This is a genomic window from Tsuneonella troitsensis, assembly GCF_001441535.1.
Classification (GTDB): Bacteria; Pseudomonadota; Alphaproteobacteria; order Sphingomonadales; family Sphingomonadaceae; genus Tsuneonella; species Tsuneonella troitsensis.
In genome coordinates this window covers 108,403-127,853 of record NZ_LMAU01000002.1, presented here as the reverse complement: position 1 = coordinate 127,853, position 19,451 = coordinate 108,403, and the positions used below count along the sequence as shown (strand labels likewise).

At 65.1% G+C, this 19,451-nt stretch carries 18 protein-coding genes; 13 read left to right on the top strand and 5 right to left on the bottom strand.

What is annotated here, in order from left to right:
• Window positions 1–160 precede the first annotated feature (160 nt).
• Window positions 161–631, top strand: coding sequence for an Hsp20 family protein (locus AR323_RS04170; RefSeq protein ID WP_057883158.1), 471 nt, complete (start codon window positions 161–163; stop codon window positions 629–631).
• A 292-nt stretch (window positions 632–923) separates the two neighbouring features.
• On the opposite strand, the gene AR323_RS04165 is transcribed toward AR323_RS04170, so the two are convergent.
• The 3 genes from AR323_RS04165 to tpiA form a co-directional block, all read right to left on the bottom strand.
• Window positions 924–2,555, bottom strand: a complete 1,632-nt coding sequence (locus tag AR323_RS04165; RefSeq protein ID WP_057882717.1) for a CTP synthase — start codon at window positions 2,553–2,555, stop codon at window positions 924–926.
• A gap of 91 nt (window positions 2,556–2,646) precedes the next feature.
• A complete protein-coding gene (gene secG / locus AR323_RS04160; RefSeq protein ID WP_057882716.1) occupies window positions 2,647–2,994 on the bottom strand; it encodes a preprotein translocase subunit SecG in 348 nt (115 codons plus the stop codon).
• 86 nt (window positions 2,995–3,080) lie between these two features.
• A complete protein-coding gene (gene tpiA / locus AR323_RS04155) occupies window positions 3,081–3,845 on the bottom strand; it encodes a triose-phosphate isomerase (protein WP_057882715.1) in 765 nt (254 codons plus the stop codon).
• Between the two features lie 194 nt (window positions 3,846–4,039).
• On the opposite strand from tpiA, the gene AR323_RS04150 reads away from it, so the two are divergent.
• From AR323_RS04150 to lexA, 9 genes are all read left to right on the top strand, one after another.
• Window positions 4,040–5,974: a peptidylprolyl isomerase gene (locus tag AR323_RS04150; RefSeq protein WP_057882714.1), complete on the top strand. Its 1,935-nt coding sequence runs from the start codon at window positions 4,040–4,042 to the stop codon at window positions 5,972–5,974.
• Window positions 5,975–5,985: 11 nt separating this feature from the next.
• Window positions 5,986–7,500: an anthranilate synthase component I gene (trpE, locus tag AR323_RS04145; RefSeq protein WP_057882713.1), complete on the top strand. Its 1,515-nt coding sequence runs from the start codon at window positions 5,986–5,988 to the stop codon at window positions 7,498–7,500.
• Complete coding sequence (locus tag AR323_RS04140) at window positions 7,497–8,315, top strand: phosphodiester glycosidase family protein (protein ID WP_057882712.1); 819 nt, start codon at window positions 7,497–7,499, stop codon at window positions 8,313–8,315. The genes trpE and AR323_RS04140 overlap by 4 nt, the downstream gene beginning before the upstream one ends.
• On the top strand, window positions 8,312–9,271 hold the full coding sequence (pip, locus tag AR323_RS04135) for a prolyl aminopeptidase (RefSeq protein ID WP_057882711.1): 960 nt from the start codon (window positions 8,312–8,314) through the stop codon (window positions 9,269–9,271). Before AR323_RS04140 ends, pip begins: the two co-directional genes overlap by 4 nt.
• Window positions 9,268–9,852, top strand: coding sequence for an anthranilate synthase component II (locus AR323_RS04130; RefSeq protein WP_057882710.1), 585 nt, complete (start codon window positions 9,268–9,270; stop codon window positions 9,850–9,852). The genes pip and AR323_RS04130 overlap by 4 nt, the downstream gene beginning before the upstream one ends.
• Window positions 9,849–10,841, top strand: a complete 993-nt coding sequence (gene trpD, locus AR323_RS04125) for an anthranilate phosphoribosyltransferase (RefSeq protein WP_057882709.1) — start codon at window positions 9,849–9,851, stop codon at window positions 10,839–10,841. Before AR323_RS04130 ends, trpD begins: the two co-directional genes overlap by 4 nt.
• Window positions 10,838–11,623: an indole-3-glycerol phosphate synthase TrpC gene (gene trpC / locus AR323_RS04120; RefSeq protein WP_057882708.1), complete on the top strand. Its 786-nt coding sequence runs from the start codon at window positions 10,838–10,840 to the stop codon at window positions 11,621–11,623. Before trpD ends, trpC begins: the two co-directional genes overlap by 4 nt.
• A complete protein-coding gene (gene moaC / locus AR323_RS04115) occupies window positions 11,620–12,114 on the top strand; it encodes a cyclic pyranopterin monophosphate synthase MoaC (protein WP_057882707.1) in 495 nt (164 codons plus the stop codon). The genes trpC and moaC overlap by 4 nt, the downstream gene beginning before the upstream one ends.
• Window positions 12,115–12,202: 88 nt before the next feature.
• The gene (gene lexA, locus AR323_RS04110) at window positions 12,203–12,901 is read left to right on the top strand and encodes a transcriptional repressor LexA (protein ID WP_057882706.1); all 699 of its coding nucleotides are present in this window, start codon (window positions 12,203–12,205) and stop codon (window positions 12,899–12,901) included.
• 34 nt (window positions 12,902–12,935) lie between these two features.
• Here the strand turns inward: lexA and AR323_RS04105 are convergent, their stop codons facing one another.
• A complete protein-coding gene (locus AR323_RS04105; protein ID WP_083495237.1) occupies window positions 12,936–15,128 on the bottom strand; it encodes a ComEC/Rec2 family competence protein in 2,193 nt (730 codons plus the stop codon).
• A gap of 29 nt (window positions 15,129–15,157) precedes the next feature.
• Between AR323_RS04105 and gltX the strand changes: the two genes are divergently transcribed.
• Genes gltX through AR323_RS04090 form a run of 3 tightly spaced genes read left to right on the top strand, consistent with a single transcriptional unit; the run spans window position 15,158 to window position 18,077 of the window.
• Window positions 15,158–16,579 (top strand): glutamate--tRNA ligase, encoded by a 1,422-nt coding sequence (gene gltX, locus AR323_RS04100; protein ID WP_057882705.1) that lies wholly within the window; start codon window positions 15,158–15,160, stop codon window positions 16,577–16,579.
• Window positions 16,580–16,590: 11 nt separating this feature from the next.
• Window positions 16,591–17,877: a citrate synthase gene (locus AR323_RS04095; RefSeq protein ID WP_057882704.1), complete on the top strand. Its 1,287-nt coding sequence runs from the start codon at window positions 16,591–16,593 to the stop codon at window positions 17,875–17,877.
• Window positions 17,877–18,077, top strand: a complete 201-nt coding sequence (locus tag AR323_RS04090; RefSeq protein WP_057882703.1) for a hypothetical protein — start codon at window positions 17,877–17,879, stop codon at window positions 18,075–18,077. The genes AR323_RS04095 and AR323_RS04090 overlap by 1 nt, the downstream gene beginning before the upstream one ends.
• Here the strand turns inward: AR323_RS04090 and AR323_RS04085 are convergent, their stop codons facing one another.
• On the bottom strand, window positions 18,078–19,451 hold the full coding sequence (locus AR323_RS04085) for a sensor histidine kinase (protein WP_057882702.1): 1,374 nt from the start codon (window positions 19,449–19,451) through the stop codon (window positions 18,078–18,080).

Here is a 19,451-nt window from a genome sequence, read left to right as displayed (position 1 = left end):
CTTCATTTTTCAGTATTTTACCAAGCCTTGACACGACGCGCGCCGATATTATCTCGAACGGGCTTTTCGTGCCGCAACGCGGGCGGGAATGCAAACACCGGTGGGTGCCGCGAACGCGATCCGCCTTGGCTATCAAATTGCTCATTGGAGGATTTGTTTCATGTCACGTCTCGACTTTACCCCTTACCGCCGTTCGACCGTCGGCTTCGATCGTCTGTTCGACCTTCTCGAAAGCCAAGCCCGCTCCAACGGCGGGGACAACTATCCGCCGTTCAACATCGAGCGGAAGGGCGAGGACGAATACCGCATCACGATCGCGGTCGCAGGCTTTCGCCCGGGCGATCTCGACATAACCGCGCAGCAGAACCTGCTCGTCGTCCAGGGCAAGAAGCGTCCCGAAGGCGGTCAGGGCGAAATGCTCCATGTCGGAATCGCCAATCGGGGCTTCGAGCGCCGCTTCGAACTCGCCGATTTCGTGCGGGTCGAAAACGCCGACCTTGCCGACGGCCTGCTGACGATCGACCTCGTGCGCGAAGTGCCGGAGGCGATGCGGCCCAAAAAGATCATCGTGGGTGGTCAGCCGACGCTCGAGGTCGTCAAGGACGACGGAGACGAAGCGAACGCGGCCTAAAGCCGGCCTCGCCTCGGAACGATTTGGGGGCGGGCCTTGCGGCCCGCCCCCACGACGAGTGAACGCCGTCTCGGGCGAATCTGACCGTCCGGGTCGCAGAAGACGATCAAATCCGCTCCAAGCTTTTTTACGCTTAGCAGCACGTGTTCACGTATGCACGCGCATTATCAAATGATAACTTGAGCGAACACCCTTGCCCCTAGATGCGAAGATGCACCTGAGCAACACCTATCGGTCCTCCATCAAGACGGATTGTAGAAATTGACCACCGAAGTGCAATTTCGCGAAATTTTCAAACGAGACGCGCCTGCTGTAGCGCAGCTTTGATAAAGCCAGCGAAGAGCGGATGCGGGTCGAACGGTTTGCTTTTCAGCTCGGGGTGGAACTGCACTCCGATGAACCAGGGGTGGTCCGGCCGTTCCACGATTTCCGGCAGCAATCCGTCCGGCGACATTCCCGAGAAGACGAGGCCGTCTCGCTCGAGCGAATCCTTGTACGCCGAGTTCACTTCGTAGCGATGCCGGTGACGCTCGCTGATCGTCGTCGCACCGCCGTAGATCGCGCTGACGTGGCTATTGCCCGATAGCCTGGCATCGTACGCACCAAGCCGCATCGTCCCGCCAAGGTCGCCCTCGGCGCTGCGCTGTTGCAGGCCTTCCTTGCTCATCCATTCGGTAATGATGCCGACGACCGGTTCGTCAGTCGGCCCGAACTCGGTCGAGCTGGCGCGCTCGGTGCCGGCCGAACGCGCGCCTTCGATGCAGGCCATCTGCATGCCGAGACAGATGCCCAGGAACGGCACCTTGCGCTCTTTGGCGAAGCGCACCGAGGCGATCTTGCCCTCGCTGCCGCGCTCGCCGAAGCCGCCGGGCACGAGGATACCGTGCAGGGGTTCAAGACGCGCGGCGATTTCGTCGTCGTCCTGTTCGAACAGTTCGGCGTCGATCCAGCGAATGTTGACCTTGACCCGGTTGGCCATGCCCCCGTGCACCAGCGCCTCGTTGAGCGACTTGTACGCGTCCGGCAGGCCGACGTACTTGCCGACCACACCGATCGTCACCTCGCCCTCGGGATGCTCGAACCGGTCGAGAATATCGTCCCACCTGGCAAGATCGGGTGCGGGTGCGGTCATGCCGAAGTGGCGCAATACCTCGTTGTCGAGGCCTTCGCGGTGATACTGCAGCGGCACCGCGTAGATGCTCGTCGCGTCGAGCGCGGGGATGACCGCTTCCTTGCGGACGTTGCAGAACAGCGCGATCTTGGCGCGCTCGCCGTCGGGCAGCGGCTTTTCGCAGCGACACAGGAGGATGTCTGGCTGGATGCCCAGACCGGTCATCTCGCGGACCGAGTGCTGAGTCGGCTTGGTCTTCAGCTCCCCCGCCGCGGCTATGTAGGGCACCAGGGTCACGTGGACCGAACAGGTGTTCTCGCGCCCCAGCTCGTTCCGCAACTGGCGCAGCGCCTCGATGAACGGAAGACTCTCGATATCGCCAACCGTGCCGCCGATCTCGCACAATACGAAGTCGAGATCCGCGGTGTCGGCCTGCGCGAACGCCTTGATCGCGTCGGTCACGTGCGGGATCACTTGAACCGTCGCCCCAAGGTAATCGCCGCGCCGCTCCTTGGCTATGATGTCGCGATAGACGCGGCCGGACGTAATATTGTCGCCCTGGTGCGCCGAAACGCCGGTGAACCGCTCGTAGTGGCCGAGGTCCAGATCGGTCTCCGCACCATCGTCGGTCACATAGACTTCGCCGTGTTGGTACGGGCTCATCGTGCCCGGATCGACGTTCAGATACGGATCGAACTTGCGAATGCGCACGCGGAAACCGCGCGCCTGCAGGAGAGCCGCGAGGCTCGCCGCCATGAGACCTTTGCCGAGCGAGGAGACCACGCCGCCGGTGATAAATATATACCGCGCCATGGGAGACGAGCCTTAAGCGTGTGTGGGGGCTGCGCGCAAGCAGGTTGGCACGGCAATGTGCCGCAATCCACAACCGGCTGGTCGAAACGAGTTACTGAGTGAGGTCGGCGAGGGGATCGTCGGCCGGCGGAGCCTGTGCCGGCTGCGCGGGCGCCGGACCAGCCGGAGCCGTACGGTCGAGGGTCGATTCGACCGAGACGCCGCTGTTCGAAGTGCTCGCCGCCAGCGCCGCGAGAACGATCGAAAGACCGACGAACAGGATCGCGAGCCAGCGCGTGGAGCGCGAAAGGAAGTCCGCCGCACCGCGCGCGCTCATCATCCCGCTGGGGCTACCGCCGATTCCCAGGCCGCCGCCTTCCGATCGCTGCATCAGGATGACGCCCACGAGCGCTGCGGCAACGACCGCCTGGACGACGAGCAGAAATAGGAAAAGCGACATGGGACAAGGATTCTCGCGTTCGGGTGTGGCCGCGCATTTAGGGATGCGCGGCCCATTGGGCAAGCGGCGCGCTCAGGCGTCCCGACTCAGGCGTCCTGAAGGTCCACCGCGGCCATGACGATGCCGAGGAAGCTTTCCGCGGTCAGGCTGGCGCCTCCGACGAGCGCCCCGCCCACTTCGTCCGCACCGAGCAGGTCGCGCGCGTTGTCGGGCTTGACCGATCCGCCATAGAGAATGCGGACCGAACCGCCTTCCTCGTCGCCGTACCGGTCGACAAGAAGCGCGCGGATCGCCCTGTGCATGGCGGCCACATCGGCAACGCTTGCGGTTCGCCCGGTCCCGATCGCCCAGATCGGCTCGTAAGCAACCGAAAGGCGCTCGCTCGCACCATCCAGCAATTCCGGAAGCGAAGCGGCCAGCTGATCGACCACGAACTGTTCGGCCTGACCGGCATCGCGAGTCTGCTCGGTCTCGCCGCAACAGACGATCAGCTTCAGCCCGACGGCCAAAGCGGCTTCGGTCTTCGCGCGGATCAGGGCATCGCTTTCGCCGTGCCCTTGCCTGCGCTCGCTGTGTCCCAGGATGACGAACTTGGCACCGGCATCCGCGATCATCGCTGCGGACACGTCTCCGGTGAAGGCACCGTCCAGCTCGGCGCTGCAATCCTGCGCGCCCACGCCGATCTGCTCGGCTTCCTTGTGGACCGCGTGAATCAGCGTGAATGGAGGGGCGAGCGCCACCTCGACCTTCATCAAACGCTGTGCCGAACGGTCGATCGCGCGCGCTTCGGCGAGCATCGACCGCGTGCCGTTCATTTTCCAATTGCCGACGATATAGGGCCGCAAGGCCATGACTGGTATCCTGTGGGTGTCGTGAAGACTGGCGGCGGGCCATAGCCACCAACGGCGGTCCGCGCAAAGACCCTTGTTGGGGAGAACCGCAAATCGAAGTGCGACCTGTTGCGGCAAGGCCGCATGGCTTCTAAAGCCCCTCGCAAGCAGCGTGCGCTGCACGCCCACCTGTCTCCAGGAACATTCGGAATCTCATGCTCCAGTCTTTTCGTAACGTCTTCAAGTCCAAGATCGGCCTTGGCCTGACGATCGGGTTCGTCGGCTTGATCGGTGTCGCCTTCGCGGTCGGCGACGTGGCCAGCACCGGCAGCTTGGGCGGAATCGGAGGCGATGAAACCGTCGCCGTCGTCGGCGACGACAAGATCGGCGTGGCCGAATTCAGCCAAGCCGCCACAGTGGCCGTAGATCAGCTCCGCCAGCAGAACCCGACCATCTCGATGGAAGCGTTCGCTGCCCAGGGCGGGCTCAACGACGTGCTGGACCAGTTGCTCGACCGCCGCGCGATAAGCTGGTGGGCCAACGAGAACGGCATTCTGGTCGGTACCAATCTCATCAACAGCGAAATCCGGCGGATCCCCGCCTTCGCTGGTCCGGGTGGCCAGTTCAGCGAGTCCGCGTATCAGGCAGCTCTCGCGCAGCTCAAGTTGACGGATTCGACGGTTCGCCGCGATCTGGCCGACGGACTGATCGCCCAGCAGGTGCTGGTGCCCGGTTCCTTCGGCGCAAAGATGCCCACCAAGGTAGCGGCGCGATACGCCGCTTTGACCAGGGAGCGGCGCGAGGGTGCGGTGGCGACCATCCCCAGCAGTGCTTTCGCTCCGCAGGGCACGCCGACCGCCGCGCAGCTCACCGCGTATTACAACGCCAACCGCGGCGACTACATTCGGCCGGAGCGCCGCGTGCTGCGCTATGCCGTGTTCGGGCCCGAGGCGCTCGGCAACATCGAGCCGACGGCCGCCGAGGTGGCTGCACAATACGAGAAGGACCGCGCAACCAAGTATGCGGCGCGCGAATTGCGGTCGTTCACGCAGGTGATCGTACCGACCAAGGCCGCAGCCGACGCCATCGCGGCGCGCGGCGGCGCAGCGCTCGACGCGGCGGCGCGCGAGGCGGGCCTTCAGCCGACCAAGGTCGAGGCGGTGGACCGTACCGCTTTTGCCGGGGCGACTTCGCAGGCAGTCGCTGCGGCTGCGTTCGGTGCTTCGCAGGGAACGATCGCGACTCCCGCACGCGGCGGTCTGGGTTTCTACGTCGTGCGGGTCGACAGCGTGACGCGCACCCCCGCTCGTTCGCTGGACCAGGCGCGCGCCGAGATCGTCACTTCGCTGCGCGAAGCTAAGCGGACCAACGGCCTCGCCGATCTGGCGGCCGAAGTGGAGCAGCAGATCGACGAGGGCAGCGGGCTTGGCGATATAGCCTCGTCGCTCCGCACCGAAGTCCAGACGACGCGGCCGATCGTCGCGGACGGGCGTGTTTATGGCGAGGCGAACGAGACCGTTCCTGCCGTTCTGGCACCCGCCTTGGCCGCGGCGTTCGAGATGGAAGAGGGCGAACCGCAGATCACCGCGATCCCGGACAGCGACCAGTACCTCGTCTTCGAGACCGCCCGGATCACCCAGTCCGCCGCCGCGCCGCTTTCGGAAATCCGTGAGGACGCGATTGCCGGTTGGCGCAGGGATGCCGGACAGAAGGCGGCCAAGGCTGCTGCTGACCGGATCGTTGCGCGAGTGGCGAAGGGCCAGACGCTCGCCGCCGCGCTGGCCGCGGAGAACGTCACCCTGCCCGCTCCCGATGCGGTCAACATGACACGCGGCGAGCTGGTGCAGCAAGGCCAGCGGGTGCCCCCGCCGCTCGCGCTGCTGTTCTCGATGGCGAAGAACAGCGTGAAGCGGCTCGAAGCGCCGTCCGATGCCGGTTGGTTCGTCGTCGCCGTCGATACGATCGAACCGGGTCGCATCGCGCCCAATGATCCGGTGCTGGCTCAGGCGACCGCCAGCCTCGGCGAAGTTCTTGGGCGTGAATATGGCGACGCCATGCGCACCGCGATCCGCAAGGAAGCGGGGATCGAGCGCAACGCCGAAGCCGTCGCGGCGGTGCGCAGGCAGCTCACCGGCTCCGGCGCCAACTGAGGGATAGCGCGCTGAGCGACGCGGCTCTCGAGAACGCCGACGCGGCTCGCGCGGCGCTGGCCGACGGTCGGCCGGCGCTCGTATGGCGGCGTGTCGTCGCCGATACCGAGACCCCTGTGGGTGCCGCGCTCAAGCTGATCGAGCCGGGCCGGGGCGACTTCCTGCTCGAATCGGTCGAGGGCGGCGAAGTGCGCGGGCGCTATTCGATGCTCGGTCTCGACCCGGACCTCGTTTTCCGGGCCGAGGGTGCAAAAGCGGCCATCAACGCCCGGTGGCAGGCCGACCGCGAACGGTTCGAAGACCTGCCGGGCAACGCGCTCGCCGAACTGCGCGATCTGGTCGACAATTGCCGGATCGAGGTGCCGGCAGGACTGCCGCCCGCGCTATCATTCCTGGTCGGCTACTTCGGCTACGAAACCATCGGCCTCGTGGAAAAACTGCCCCGTGCGGCGGGAGCAGGCCTCGGCCTTCCCGACATGTTCTTCGCGCGTCCGACCGTCCTGCTCGTGTTCGACCGTCTGACCGACGAACTGGTATGCATCGCCCCGATCTGGCCGGGCGGTGCGAGCCCCAAGGCGGGCATCGAAGCCGCATCGGACCGCATCGACGAAACCTTGCGCCGTCTCGCCGCGCCACCGCCGTTGGCGACACGCGCGGAAGCCTTGCCCGACATGGCGCTCACATCGACGATGCCGGCAGATCGGTTTGCCGCAATGGTCGCACGCGCCAAGGAGTACATCGAGGCCGGCGACGTGTTTCAGGTCGTCCTGTCGCAGCGCTTCACGTGCCCGTTTCCGCTTCCGCCGCTCGCGCTCTATCGCTCGCTTCGCCGCGTGAATCCGAGTCCGTTTCTCTATTTTCTCGACCTGCCCGGATTTGCCGTGGTGGGTTCCAGCCCCGAAATCCTCGTCCGGGTGCGCAACGGCGAAGTCACCATCCGGCCCATCGCCGGAACTCGCCCTCGTGGTGCCACCCCGGAAGCGGACCGGGAAGCGGAGGCAAGCTTGCTCGCCGACGCGAAAGAGCGGGCCGAACACCTCATGCTCCTCGACCTTGGCCGGAACGACGTGGGCCGCGTCGCCGCGAGCGGGTCGGTCGAGGTCACAGACAGCTTCACGATCGAGCGATACAGCCACGTCATGCACATCGTCAGTAACGTGGTGGGGGCGCTCGATCCCGAAAAGTCCGCTCTCGATGCGCTCTTCGCCGGTTTCCCCGCCGGCACCGTCAGCGGCGCTCCCAAGATTCGCGCGTGCGAGATCATCGCCGAGCTCGAACCCGATGCGCGCGGGCCTTATGCCGGCGGCGTCGGCTATTTCGCGCCCGACGGCACGCTCGATTCGTGCATCGTCCTGCGGACCGCGGTGGTGAAGGACGGTGTCATGCACGTACAGGCCGGCGCCGGCATCGTCGCCGACAGCGATCCGGCCTACGAACAGCGTGAATGCGAAGCGAAGGCAGGGGCCTTGATTGCCGCCGCTCGGGAAGCCGCGCGCCAAGCCATCGCTCCAGGATTCGGCCAGTGAAGCGGCTGCTGCTTCCGTTCGTCGCGCTGGTATCCGCCTGCAGTCCGCAAGCCGGCGGCGACCCGGTCACGCGGATCGACCTCGAGAACCCGGACGCGGAGGTGGCCGCCGCGCCCTCGCCCAGCCCGACCCCCGATATCGATTCCGCGTGCGAGACCGTGACCTTCGACGGTTCGCAGTTCACGCACTGCACCGCGGACCCGGCCGATCACGCGATCACCACCATGCTCGGTAGCCCACCGCACCGCGGGTTCGAGGCTTACGCGAATGCTGCTCCCGACGATGCGAAGCGCGTCGCCTTTGCCATGAACGGCGGGATGTTCGACGGCGACGGCAAACCGATCGGCTATTACGTCAAGGATGGCGAGCGTCTGAAGGAGCTCAACCGCAACGACGGTGCCGGCAACTTCCACATGAAGCCAAACGGCGTCTTCTTCGGGACCGGAGGAAAGTGGCGCGTCATGGCTGCCGACGCCTTCTATTCCCAGATCGGCGATCGGCCGCAGTTCGGCACCCAGAGCGGGCCGATGCTGCTCGTCGGCGGCAAGCTGCATCCCGAGATCACCGAGGATGGCCCCAGCAGGACGATCCGCAATGGTGTCGGTGTCGATGGCAATGGCCGCGCCCACTTCGTGATCAGCGAAGGACCGGTCAGCTTCGGCAAGCTGGCCCGGTATTTCCGCGACGTTCTGAAGACGCCCGAGGCGCTGTATCTCGATGGCTCGGTCTCCGCGCTGTGGGACCCGGCGCGCGATCGCATGGATGCACGCGCGCCCATCGGACCCATGATAGTGGTTCAGGAGAAGACCCGGTGACCGATCGCCGCACGCTGTATCCCGAGATCGAGCCTTACGAGAACGGCATGCTCGACGTCGGCGATGGGCATTCGCTTTACTGGGAGCGTGTCGGCACTCCGGGTGCAAAGCCCGCGGTGATGCTCCATGGCGGACCCGGCGCCGGCTGCAGCGCCAATCATCGCCGCCAGTGGGATCCTACGTGCTACGACGTGCTGCTGTTCGACCAGCGCGGTTGCGGACGCTCGACCCCTTTCGCCAGTCTCGAGGCGAATACGACCTGGGACATCGTCGCCGATATCGAGCGGTTGCGCATTATGTGCGGTCACGAGAAGTGGCAGGTGTTCGGCGGTAGCTGGGGTTCGACCCTGGCCCTGTCATACGCCCAGACCCACCCGGAGCGCGTCAGCGAACTCATCCTGCGCGGTATATTCCTGTGCGGGCAAAGCGAACTCGACTGGCTGTACGCCTATGGAGCAAGCGAGCTCTACCCCGAGGAGTGGGAGGCGTTCGTCGCTCACGCGCGGGAACGCAGCGACGGCGACCTGCTGCAGACATATATCGACCTGCTCGACGACCCCGACCCTGCTGTGCGCCGCGCGGCAGCACGCGCTTGGAACCGCTGGGAAGGCGTGACCGTGACCCTTCTGCCCGAGGACGACACTATCGATCACATGGCCGAAGGCGACAATGCGGTCGCGACGGCACGGATCGAAACGCATTACTTTCGCCACAAGTGCTGGCTCGATGACGGCCAGCTTCTGCGCGATGCCGATCGGTTGCGCGGTATTCCGGGCGTAATCGTACAGGGTCGACATGATTGCTGCACGCCGCCCGCTGCCGCTTGGGCACTGCAAAAGGCGTGGCCGGAAGTCGACTTGCAGATCGTCCCCGATGGCGGTCACCTGTTCACCGAGCCCGGGATCACGGACGGGCTGGTGCGCGCGACCGACCGCTTTGCTACGGTCGCAAGATGATTCTCGTCGTCGACAACTACGACAGCTTCACCTTCAACCTGGTCCATTACCTGATGGAACTGGGCGCGGATGTGCGTGTGGAACGCAACGACGCGTTGAGCGCGGCGGAGGCGTTACGCACCAACGCAAAGGGGTTCCTGATCAGTCCCGGCCCTTGCACGCCGAACGAAGCGGGGATCAGCCTGGATCTCGTCGCCGCCTGCGCCGATGCGGGTCGCCCGTTGTTGGGCGTGTGCCTAGGCCACCAGGCGATCGGGCAGTATTTCGGCGGACGCGTGGTTCGGGGCGGCCTGATGCACGGCAAGACCTCGCCGGTTAGCCACGATGGCACGGGCGTGTTCGCCGGACTGCCCTCGCCATTCGTCGCGACCCGCTATCACTCGCTCGTGGTCGAGGGCGTTCCCGATACCTTGGTCGTCAATGCCACGGCCGACGATGCGCACGTCATGGGCTTCCGCCACGGCGAACTGCCGATCCACGGTGTGCAGTTCCATCCCGAGAGCATCGCGACGGAACACGGCCACGACCTGCTGGCCAATTTTCTCGCGATCTGCGGCATCGAAGCGGCGATTACTGCATGAAGGTTCTCCCAGAGGCCGAGCCCCATCTGGACGAGGCAACCGCCGAAAAGGTATTCGGCGCCATCCTCGACGGCGACACGAGCGACGAGGAAATCGCGCGCTTCCTGTGCGACTTGTCCGACCGTGGAGAGACCGCCGACGAGATCGCGGGCGCTGCACGGGCTTTGCGTGCCCGCCTGATCCCGGTCGATGCCCCCGAGTGCGCGATCGACGTTTGCGGGACCGGCGGCGACGGTCACCATACCCTCAACGTATCGACCGCCGTCAGCCTGGTGGTTGCCGCGGCGGGCGTGCCGGTCGCCAAGCACGGCAACCGGGCCGCGAGCAGCAAGGCCGGTGCAGCCGATACGCTCGAAGCGCTGGGTCTCGACATGGAAGCCGCAGGGCGGACTGCCGAAAAGACCCTTGCCGACATCGGCATCTGCTTCCTCTTCGCGAAGAACCACCATCCGGCGATGGGCCGCATTCAGCCCATCCGTCAGCGGCTCGGTCGTCGCACGATCTTCAACCTGATGGGGCCGCTGTCGAACCCGGCGGGCGTGACGCGCCAACTGATCGGCATCGCGCGCCCGGCCTATGTGCCGATCTACGCCGAAGCGAAGGCTCGCCTGGGCAGTGAACGGACGCTGATCGTCTCGGGCGACGAGGGGCTGGACGAACTGAGCCTCGCCGGCGGTAACGAGGTTGCCGAAGTGCGCGGCCACGAATGGGAGATGCGCCGTGCTCGCGCCGCGGACGCAGGGCTCCCGACCGCCCCGATCGAGGCTATCCGCGGCGGCGACGCGGCACATAACGCCAAGGCGCTGAAGGCGCTGCTCATGGGCGCGCCGGGACCCTATCGCGACGCGGTGCTGTTCAACGCGGGCGCCGCGCTGATGATCGCCGGCAGTGCCGCCGATTATGCCGAAGGAGCCGTGCTGGCCGCCGAAGCACTGGATTCCGGTGCGGCCGAAGCGCTCCTGGCACGCTGGATCGACCTGGCCCGATGAACAAGCTCGAAGAAATCTGCGCGACGAAGCGCGAAGAGGTCGCCGCTCGAAAGGCGTTTGCGACGGTAGGCGATCTCGACCGGGCCGCGGCCGAACAATCGGCACCGCGGGGCTTCCGCGCAGCACTCGAGCGAAAGGCCGTCGGCGGCTATGCGCTCATCGCAGAAATCAAGAAAGCTTCGCCGTCCAAGGGATTGATCCGAGCCGACTTTCGTCCTGCCGAGCACGCGGTGGCTTATGAGCGCGGCGGCGCGGCGTGCTTGTCGGTCTTGACCGATGCGCCCTATTTCCAGGGCCATGAAGACTATCTCGCGGACGCCCGGCGTGCCTGTTCGCTGCCCGTGTTGCGCAAGGATTTCATGATCGATCCCTGGCAGGTCGCCGAAGCCCGCGCGATCGGGGCCGATGCGATCCTGATTATCGTCGCGGCCCTCGACGACGGCGTGATGGCCGAGATCGAGGCGGCCGCGCTCGACAGAGGCATGGATGTGCTCGTCGAGGTGCACGACGAAGCCGAGCTGGAGCGTGCAAGCCGGCTTCGTTCGCGCCTGATCGGGGTCAACAACCGCGATCTCAAGACCTTTCGCACCGACCTCGCGACAACCGAGCGACTCGCCCCCCTTGCCCCGGAAGGATCGATCCTGGTGGGCGAGAGCGGGATCAACAGCCTGGCGGATTGCGACCGCCTGGCGCGGTCCGGGGTGCGAACTTTTCTCGTCGGCGAAAGCCTCATGCGACAGGACGATGTCGAGGGCGCAACGCGCGCGTTACTCGGTTCGTGACGGGGCTTTCGCACCTCGATGAGACGGGCGCGGCGCGGATGGTCGATGTCGGCACAAAGGCGGAGACAGCGCGAACGGCGGTTGCTGCCGGTTCGATCCGGATGAATGGCGCGGCTCTTTCGGCCATCCGCGATGGCAGCGGCCCCAAGGGCGACGTTCTGGCGGCGGCGCGAATCGCGGGGATCATGGCGGCGAAGAAGACCGCCGAACTTATCCCGCTCTGCCATCCGCTGTCGCTCGATGCGGTCACGGTGGACTTCGCATTCGTCGACGCGGGGATTGAGGTGCACGCGACTGCTTCGCTCACCGGGCGAACGGGCGTGGAAATGGAAGCGATGACAGCGACTTCCATCGCGCTGTTGACGATCTACGACATGGCCAAGGCGCTCGACAAGGGGATGGTCATCGAAGGCGTTCGGTTGATAGCGAAGACCGGTGGCAAGTCGGGCGACTGGCGCGCTTCGCCTGATGCGCTGGCGCGCTTCGCCTGATGCGGAAGCGGGTTGACGGGAAGGCCCAAGTTTCCTAATTGTTCCGCGTTCGTTCCCGAATTGGAACGCTTGTCAGGGAAACGGTCCGATGCTTACGGCCAAGCAGCGAGAGCTCCTCCAGTTCATCACCGTGCGGCTCGAGGATAGCGGCATTTCCCCGTCCTTCGAGGAAATGAAGGAGGCGATCGACCTCAAGAGCAAGTCGGGCGTTCACCGGCTGATCTCCGCACTTGAGGAGCGCGGCTTCATTCGGCGCCTGCCCAATCGGGCCCGCGCACTCGAGGTGATCCGTCAGCCCGAGGATTCGGTTGCTGCGCCGCGCGCACGGACTGCCGACGCCCGTACCGGTGACAACGTCGTTCCCCTTCGTGCTCCGGCGGTGGCTCGTCGAGAGCCCGCCAACGATGTGGTGGAGCTTCCGCTGCACGGCCGGATCGCAGCAGGCATGCCGATCGAGGCGCTCGAAGGGCAAAGCACGCTTCCCGTCCCCGCCGCACTGCTGGGGCCAGGCGAGCATTATGCGCTCGAAGTCTCGGGCGATTCCATGATCGAAGCGGGGATTTTCGACGGCGATTTCGCGCTCGTGAAGCGAACGGACGTGGCCAGGGATGGCGAGATCGTAGTCGCGCTGGTCCGCGACGAGGAGGCGACCCTAAAGTATCTCCGTCGCCAGGACGGCATGATCCGTCTTGACCCGGCAAACGGCGCGTACGAACCCCAGCTCTACCGCGCGAACGAAGTGAAGGTTCAGGGCAAACTCGCGGGGCTTCTGCGACGCTATCATTGAGTTTCGCGGTATCGGGGGGGTTGGGACTGATCGCCTAACGCCCCCGCCCGGTCCACCACGGATGCGCACCCTGCGTATCGGCAACCGCGTTCACTCGCTGCTTCGACAGATCGAGGGCAAGGCCGCCGCTCTCTTGAAGATAGCTCCGATCGGCCTTGAGCCAGCGCGGGCGACAGCTGCGCGGCAGGAAGCGATCCGCAATAACCACGTCGCTCCGCTCGCACGCTGCGGCAAGCGCACGCTCCTCGATCCGCGATCGGCTCCGTGCCAGGAGGAGCGTCCAAGGATGCCCGCCGCGCTCGACCACGAGAGAACAGAAATCCTTGCTGCATTCGGCGCCCGGCCAACGCTCCAGCGACACGGGATCGCCTTCGAGCCCGGCCAGTTCCAGCAGGTTGTCGCGCGCGAATTCGCTTCGCCCCTCGCGCAAGACCAATAACCGTGGGCCCTCACCCACGATACCCACGTGTCGGCCGTCACCGCTGACGAGGACATCGGGCGTCGGTGTAGTCAAAAGCAGACCTGCAGCGACGACCGCAGGCGCAAATCCCAACAGTCGCATCTTGCCGTGCCAGAGCGCCAGCCACGCCCCGCCAGCGACGAACAGGGCAAACGTGCCCCAACCCATCTGCGGCATCAACTTGACCGCGCCGGGCTGATCCGCGGTGAAATGAGCGATGCCGAGCAGCAATTCGAGCGATTGGCCGGCCAACCACCACGCCGGCGCGCCGGCTCCGGCAAGATCGAGGAAAAGTGCGAGCGCGATGAGCGGCATGGAAACGAACGTCACCAGCGGAATGGCGACGACGTTGGCAAGCGCACCGTAGAAACCGGCGCGATGGAAGTGGAACAACACGATCGGCATCAGCGCGAGTTCGATCACGATTCCTGTCAAAAGCAGCATCGCGCCGCGTCTCCCCAGGCGCGCCAACCAGCTTTCCTCGCGCGGGGCGAGGAACGTGCGAACCGGCCCCGCTTCGTACAGTGCGACAATCGCAGTCACGGCGGCGAAGCTCATCTGGAAGCTGGGGCCGACGACAGCCTCGGGCCAGACCAGCAGGACTGCGAATGCCGCGGTTGCGACCATCCGCATCGAAAGCGGTTCGCGGCCCAGCGCGAGGGCGATGAGCACCAACAGCGAACCGATGCAGCTTCGCACCGTCGGCACCTCGGCCCCCGTCAACAAGGTATATCCCACCCCCGTAGCAGCGGCCACCGCCGCGCCGACCAGCGGCAGCCGAACCCTCAGGACCAGCCACGGCCACAACGCCAGCAACCGGGTGGCGAGCAGATACGCGGCCGCGATGACCGCGCTGACGTGAACCCCGCTGATCGACAGCAGATGGGTGAGGCCGGAATCGCGCATAGCCTCTTCGTCGGCCGACGAGATTCCCCCGCGGTCACCGCTGGCGAAAGCGGAGGCGATAGCGCCGGGCGCTCCGTCCAATCGAGCGTGGACGTGCGCCGACAATGATCGCTGCGCCCGCGCGATCGTTCCGCCTTGGCGGGCCGACTCGAGGGTCTCGACGTCGCCGATGACACTGCCGGTGGCGGAAAGCCCCGCAAACCACGCCGTGCGGGCAAAATCATAGGCCCCCGGGACCATCGGCGAACCGGGCGGCATCAATCTGGCCCGTAAGCGCACGAGTGCGCTCTCGTCGGTTCCGGGCCCGAGCCGAGCGGGATCGACATTTACGCGCACCTTGCGCGCCATCCCGGCATCGGCATCCCGATAGGCGAGCGTAAGGCGCACCCGGTTCTCTGCCGGGCGATCCTCACGCGCCAGAACGCGACCCTCGATCCAGACGACTTGCGGCCGGTCCAGAGGCACTGCGCCGACGACCTCCGAGCGCGTCCAGATTAGCGCCGTACCGAATGCAGCGAGCAAACTGACAGCCACCGCCGCTCGCAGGAGGTAACTCCTGCCCTCATCGCCGCGCCAGATGGCGATGGCTCCTATCGCTGCCATGAGCCAACCGCCGAGCCACAAGATCCACGTAATCGGGTTCGGCAAGACGAACCACGCGGCGATGCCGCAGGCGAACGCCACGGTCAGCCAGGGCGCCCGATCGAACGAGGCACTTTCCAGAAACCGCTCGGCCAACTCCGGCCCTCTGGACAAGGCGCCCGCCTTCCGCCAAGGCCGCTGCAGTGCAGCATCGACCGCGCGGTCGCCCTCCCCGAGCTCGTCTTCCAGGGGCACTAGCGGCACTGTACGGGTCGCCATGAAACCATTGGATAAGGACGATAATTCGGATGGCAAGCGATAGCGCAGGTGTCGTCACCCGCTTTGCTCCCTCGCCCACCGGATTCCTCCACATCGGAGGTGCGCGGACTGCCCTGTTCAACTGGCTTTACGCGCGCCATCATGGCGGCAAGTACCTGCTTCGCATCGAGGACACCGACCGCGCCCGATCGACCGAGCCTGCCATCGAAGCCATTTTCGACGGTCTGGGATGGCTGGGTCTGGAGGGCGACGAGGCTCCTACCTTCCAATTCGCAAGATCGGACCGTCACGCAGCAGTGGCGCACGAACTGCTTGAAAAGGGCGCGGCCTACCGCTGCTATCTGACCGCCGAAGAACTGGCGGATCGCCGCGCACGGGCGCAGGCCGAGCGGCGCACTTTTCGCATCGACAGCGAGTGGCGCGACGCGGACCCGGCGACCTGGCCCGCCGACGCACCGTACGTCGTGCGCATCAAGGCACCGCGCGAAGGCGAAACCACGATCGACGATCAGGTACAGGGGTCCGTCACAGTCGCGAACAGCGAACTGGACGATTTCGTACTGCTTCGCTCCGACGGCACGCCGACCTACATGCTCGCGGTCGTGGTCGACGATCACGACATGGGTGTGACGCACGTGATCCGCGGCGACGACCACCTCAACAACGCCTTTCGGCAGATCGTCATCCTCAGGGCGATGGATTGGCCGGTTCCGGTCTATGCCCACGTTCCCATGATCCTGGGTGCTGACGGCGCAAAGCTTTCCAAGCGACACGGAGCGGTGGGCGTCGATGCCTACCGCGACGAAATGGGCCTGCTTCCAGAGGCGGTTTTCAACTATCTGTTGCGTCTTGGCTGGGGCCACGGTGACCGCGAGGAAATCAGCCGGGAAGAGGCGATTGAGCTCTTCGATCTGTCGGGCGTGGGGAGAAGCCCGAGCCGTTTCGATATCAAGAAGCTTCTGAACCTCAATGGACACTATATCCGTGAAGCCGACGATGCGCGACTGGCAGGTCTTGTCGCCCCGCTGATCGGTTCAAATGCGGATAAGAGCTTGCTTGCCGAAGCCATGCCGCAGCTGAAACTGCGTGCGAAGGATCTTCACGAACTCGCTGAAGGAGCGGCATTCCTGTTCAAGGTGCGTCCGCTTTCGATGGACGAAAAGGCGTCCGCCCTCCTGACCGACGAGGCCCGAGGTCTACTGGAAAAAATTTCTGCTCGCCTGCACAGTCAAAGCGACTGGACCGTGGAGGCGCTCGAGGCCAATCTCAAGTCATTCGCCGAGGAACAGGGGCTGGGCCTCGGCAAGCTGGCGCAGCCGATGCGCGCTGCGCTGACGGGGACTACGACGTCCCCCGGCATATTCGATGTCCTGGCCCTGCTCGGCCGCGATGAGGCTCTTGCGCGGCTTGACGCGCAGACGTCATCGGCCGACGCGGACCCCACAATCTAAGGAGACCCGACATGGCGGACAAAGCGGCGACGCTCACTTACGACAACAAGAGCATCGACCTGCCGGTCCTCGCAGGCAGCGTCGGTCCCGATGTGATCGATATCCGCAAGCTGTACGGTCAAACGGGCGCTTTCACCTACGATCCGGGTTACAAATCGACCGCCAGTTGCGAAAGTGCACTGACCTACATCGATGGCGATGAAGGCGTGCTTCTGCACCGAGGCTACCCCATCGGCCAATTGGCCGAACATTCCAGCTTCATGGAAGTCAGCTACCTACTGCTGAACGGCGAACTGCCGTCCAAGGACGAGCTCGACGATTTCACGTATACGATCAGCCGCCACACTATGCTGCACGAGCAGCTCGCCACGTTCTACCGCGGTTTCCGTCGTGACGCGCACCCGATGGCCATCATGTGCGGCGTCGTGGGTGCGTTGAGCGCCTTTTATCATGACAGCACCGACATTTCCGACCCCGAGCAGCGCAAGATCGCTAGCCATCGCTTAATCGCCAAGATGCCGACGATCGCAGCGATGGCCTTCAAGTATTCGGTGGGGCAGCCGTTCCTCTATCCCGACAATTCGCTGAGCTACACCGGCAACTTCCTCCGCATGACGTTCGGCGTTCCGGCCGAGCCTTACGAGGTCGTGCCGGCGGTAGAGCGGGCGATGGACCGCATTTTCATCCTCCATGCCGACCACGAGCAGAACGCCTCCACCTCGACCGTGCGTCTCGCAGGGTCCTCGGGCGCGAATCCTTTCGCTTGCATCGCTGCGGGCATCGCATGCCTTTGGGGGCCTGCCCACGGGGGAGCCAACGAGGCGGCGCTGAACATGCTCCGCGAGATCGGCACTCCCGACAAGATCCCGCACTACATCGAGCGCGCGAAGGACAAGAACGATCCCTTCCGCCTGATGGGCTTCGGCCACCGGGTCTACAAGAACTACGATCCCCGCGCGACCGTGATGCAGAAGACCGTGCGCGAGGTGTTCGATGCACTGAAGGTCAACGATCCGCTATTCGAAACCGCGCTTCGGCTCGAGGAACTGGCGCTCAAGGACGACTACTTCATCGAGAAGAAGCTGTTCCCCAACGTCGATTTCTATTCAGGCGTCATTCTCTCGGCGATCGGATTCCCGACGACGATGTTCACCGCGCTCTTCGCCCTTGCTCGCACTGTCGGCTGGGTCGCGCAATGGAACGAGATGATTTCCGATCCCGGCCAGGTGATCGGGCGCCCGCGCCAACTCTACACCGGGCCGACTGAGCGCGATTACGTGCCGGTGGACAAGCGCTAATGCGCGCGGTGCGCCTGCTCGCCCAGGTTTTCGGGGTTGCACTGGTCCTGTCGGGCGGCCTGTGGGCGCTGCAGGGTCTCGGTCTCGTGATGTGGCCGGCCGAAAGCTTCATGCTCGCCGAGCGGCAGTGGGCGCTTTACGGCCTGATCACGGTCGTCATCGGAATACTGCTGTTTCGCTGGGGTAGCCGCCGCCGTTGATCAATCGGCGGTCGGCAGTTCCAGTGTAAACCGGGCGCCGCTTCCAGTCACATTGCTGACGGTCAGGTCGCCGCCCATTGCGCGAGCGAGGCGACGCGAGATGTACAGGCCGAGGCCCGATCCGCCATCCCCGCCGCGGCCAAGGCGCTCGAACTTGTCGAAAACGCTGTCCAGTTTGTCGGCCGGAATGCCTGATCCTTCGTCGGCGACTGTCGCAATCGCGGCCGAACCCTGGTTGGCGACCGCGATGACGATGCTGGACCCGGCGGGCGCATACGCGATCGCATTGCCGATCAGGTTGAGCATGATTTGCAACACGCGGCGAAACTCTCCGATCGCCGGGACGACGTCGTCGCTCGGAGCGAGGTGCAAGCTGGTTCCGCGCTCCCGCGCCCTAACGCCCAGTATGCCGATGGCGCGCCGCGCCACGTCTGCAAGGTCTATACGGTCGGGCGCGGTGCGGAAGTTTTCCGCTTCGACGACTTCGAGATCCGACAGATCTTCGATCAACGAAAGCAAGTGTTGCCCTGCTGCGGCAATATCGGCGGCGTAGGCGCTATATTCTTCGGCCAAAGGTCCCGCGAGCCGCGAACTGATGGTTTCGGCGTTGGCGATAATCCGCGCGACCGGTTGACGCAGAATAGGCGTCAGTTCGCGTCCGAACGAAGGCGTCGACGGTGCCTCGTCGGATGATTGAGTCAGATGTTGGGGAGGCAACGGCGAGTCCGCGACAAGCAGAAGCTCGAAGCCAGTGCTTCCGGGATCGGGTCGCCCGAGAGGGATCAGGGTGACCGTCCAATTCCGCGTGGACCCTGGAATCACGCATTGCGTCCCGTCGAGCAGCCGCCAATGGAGTGGCTGGCGATGCGCCAGTTCGGGCAATTCGACGAACTGAGTCCAGGTTGAGCCCGGGTTTTCGCGCATCTTGCGGACCAGCGCCTGCAGGTCCGGTGCAGACGACTCCACAGCCAGGATCCCTTGATCCGGCGCCAACCGGGCCGTCAGTTCGGCGACCGCACGGTCGACCGCGATCCTGAGATCGGCGGCCTCGTCTTCGGAAGGGGTCGGTCGTGGACTGGATGACCAAGCACCCACCGCGATCGAACACCCCCCATCCCCTCCTTCGCGGACAGGGTCGATCTCTACCCATGCACGAACTGTGTCGTCCCCATCGAGCGCTTCGATCGTCCGTGCGAGGCGCAGGCCCATTCGCCGGGACTTGCGAACAAGTTCGAGCAGCGCGGGCACCGCGACCGTTCCGGGTAATTCTCCGCCACACCGACGGTGCAGACCCGCAAGTGGCTCGTCGGCCTCGATCAGCCGATCGTCCGCATCGGTTATGGCGCGCGCAAGGACCGGCTTCGGCAGGCCCAT

Excerpts from the sequence above, each read along its gene's own strand:
- trpC (WP_057882708.1), top strand. The coding sequence starts at position 10,838 with ATGAACAAGCTCGAAGAAATCTGCGCGACGAAGCGCGAAGAGGTCGCC.
- AR323_RS04090 (WP_057882703.1), top strand. The coding sequence starts at position 17,877 with ATGCGCGCGGTGCGCCTGCTCGCCCAGGTTTTCGGGGTTGCACTGGTC.
- trpD (WP_057882709.1), top strand. The coding sequence starts at position 9,849 with ATGAAGGTTCTCCCAGAGGCCGAGCCCCATCTGGACGAGGCAACCGCC.
- gltX (WP_057882705.1), top strand. The coding sequence starts at position 15,158 with ATGGCAAGCGATAGCGCAGGTGTCGTCACCCGCTTTGCTCCCTCGCCC.
- lexA (WP_057882706.1), top strand. The coding sequence starts at position 12,203 with ATGCTTACGGCCAAGCAGCGAGAGCTCCTCCAGTTCATCACCGTGCGG.
- AR323_RS04105 (WP_083495237.1), bottom strand. The coding sequence starts at position 15,128 with ATGGCGACCCGTACAGTGCCGCTAGTGCCCCTGGAAGACGAGCTCGGG.
- AR323_RS04150 (WP_057882714.1), top strand. The coding sequence starts at position 4,040 with ATGCTCCAGTCTTTTCGTAACGTCTTCAAGTCCAAGATCGGCCTTGGC.
- AR323_RS04165 (WP_057882717.1), bottom strand. The coding sequence starts at position 2,555 with ATGGCGCGGTATATATTTATCACCGGCGGCGTGGTCTCCTCGCTCGGC.
- AR323_RS04130 (WP_057882710.1), top strand. The coding sequence starts at position 9,268 with ATGATTCTCGTCGTCGACAACTACGACAGCTTCACCTTCAACCTGGTC.
- AR323_RS04085 (WP_057882702.1), bottom strand. The coding sequence starts at position 19,451 with ATGGGCCTGCCGAAGCCGGTCCTTGCGCGCGCCATAACCGATGCGGAC.
- secG (WP_057882716.1), bottom strand. The coding sequence starts at position 2,994 with ATGTCGCTTTTCCTATTTCTGCTCGTCGTCCAGGCGGTCGTTGCCGCA.
- AR323_RS04095 (WP_057882704.1), top strand. The coding sequence starts at position 16,591 with ATGGCGGACAAAGCGGCGACGCTCACTTACGACAACAAGAGCATCGAC.
- tpiA (WP_057882715.1), bottom strand. The coding sequence starts at position 3,845 with ATGGCCTTGCGGCCCTATATCGTCGGCAATTGGAAAATGAACGGCACG.
- AR323_RS04170 (WP_057883158.1), top strand. The coding sequence starts at position 161 with ATGTCACGTCTCGACTTTACCCCTTACCGCCGTTCGACCGTCGGCTTC.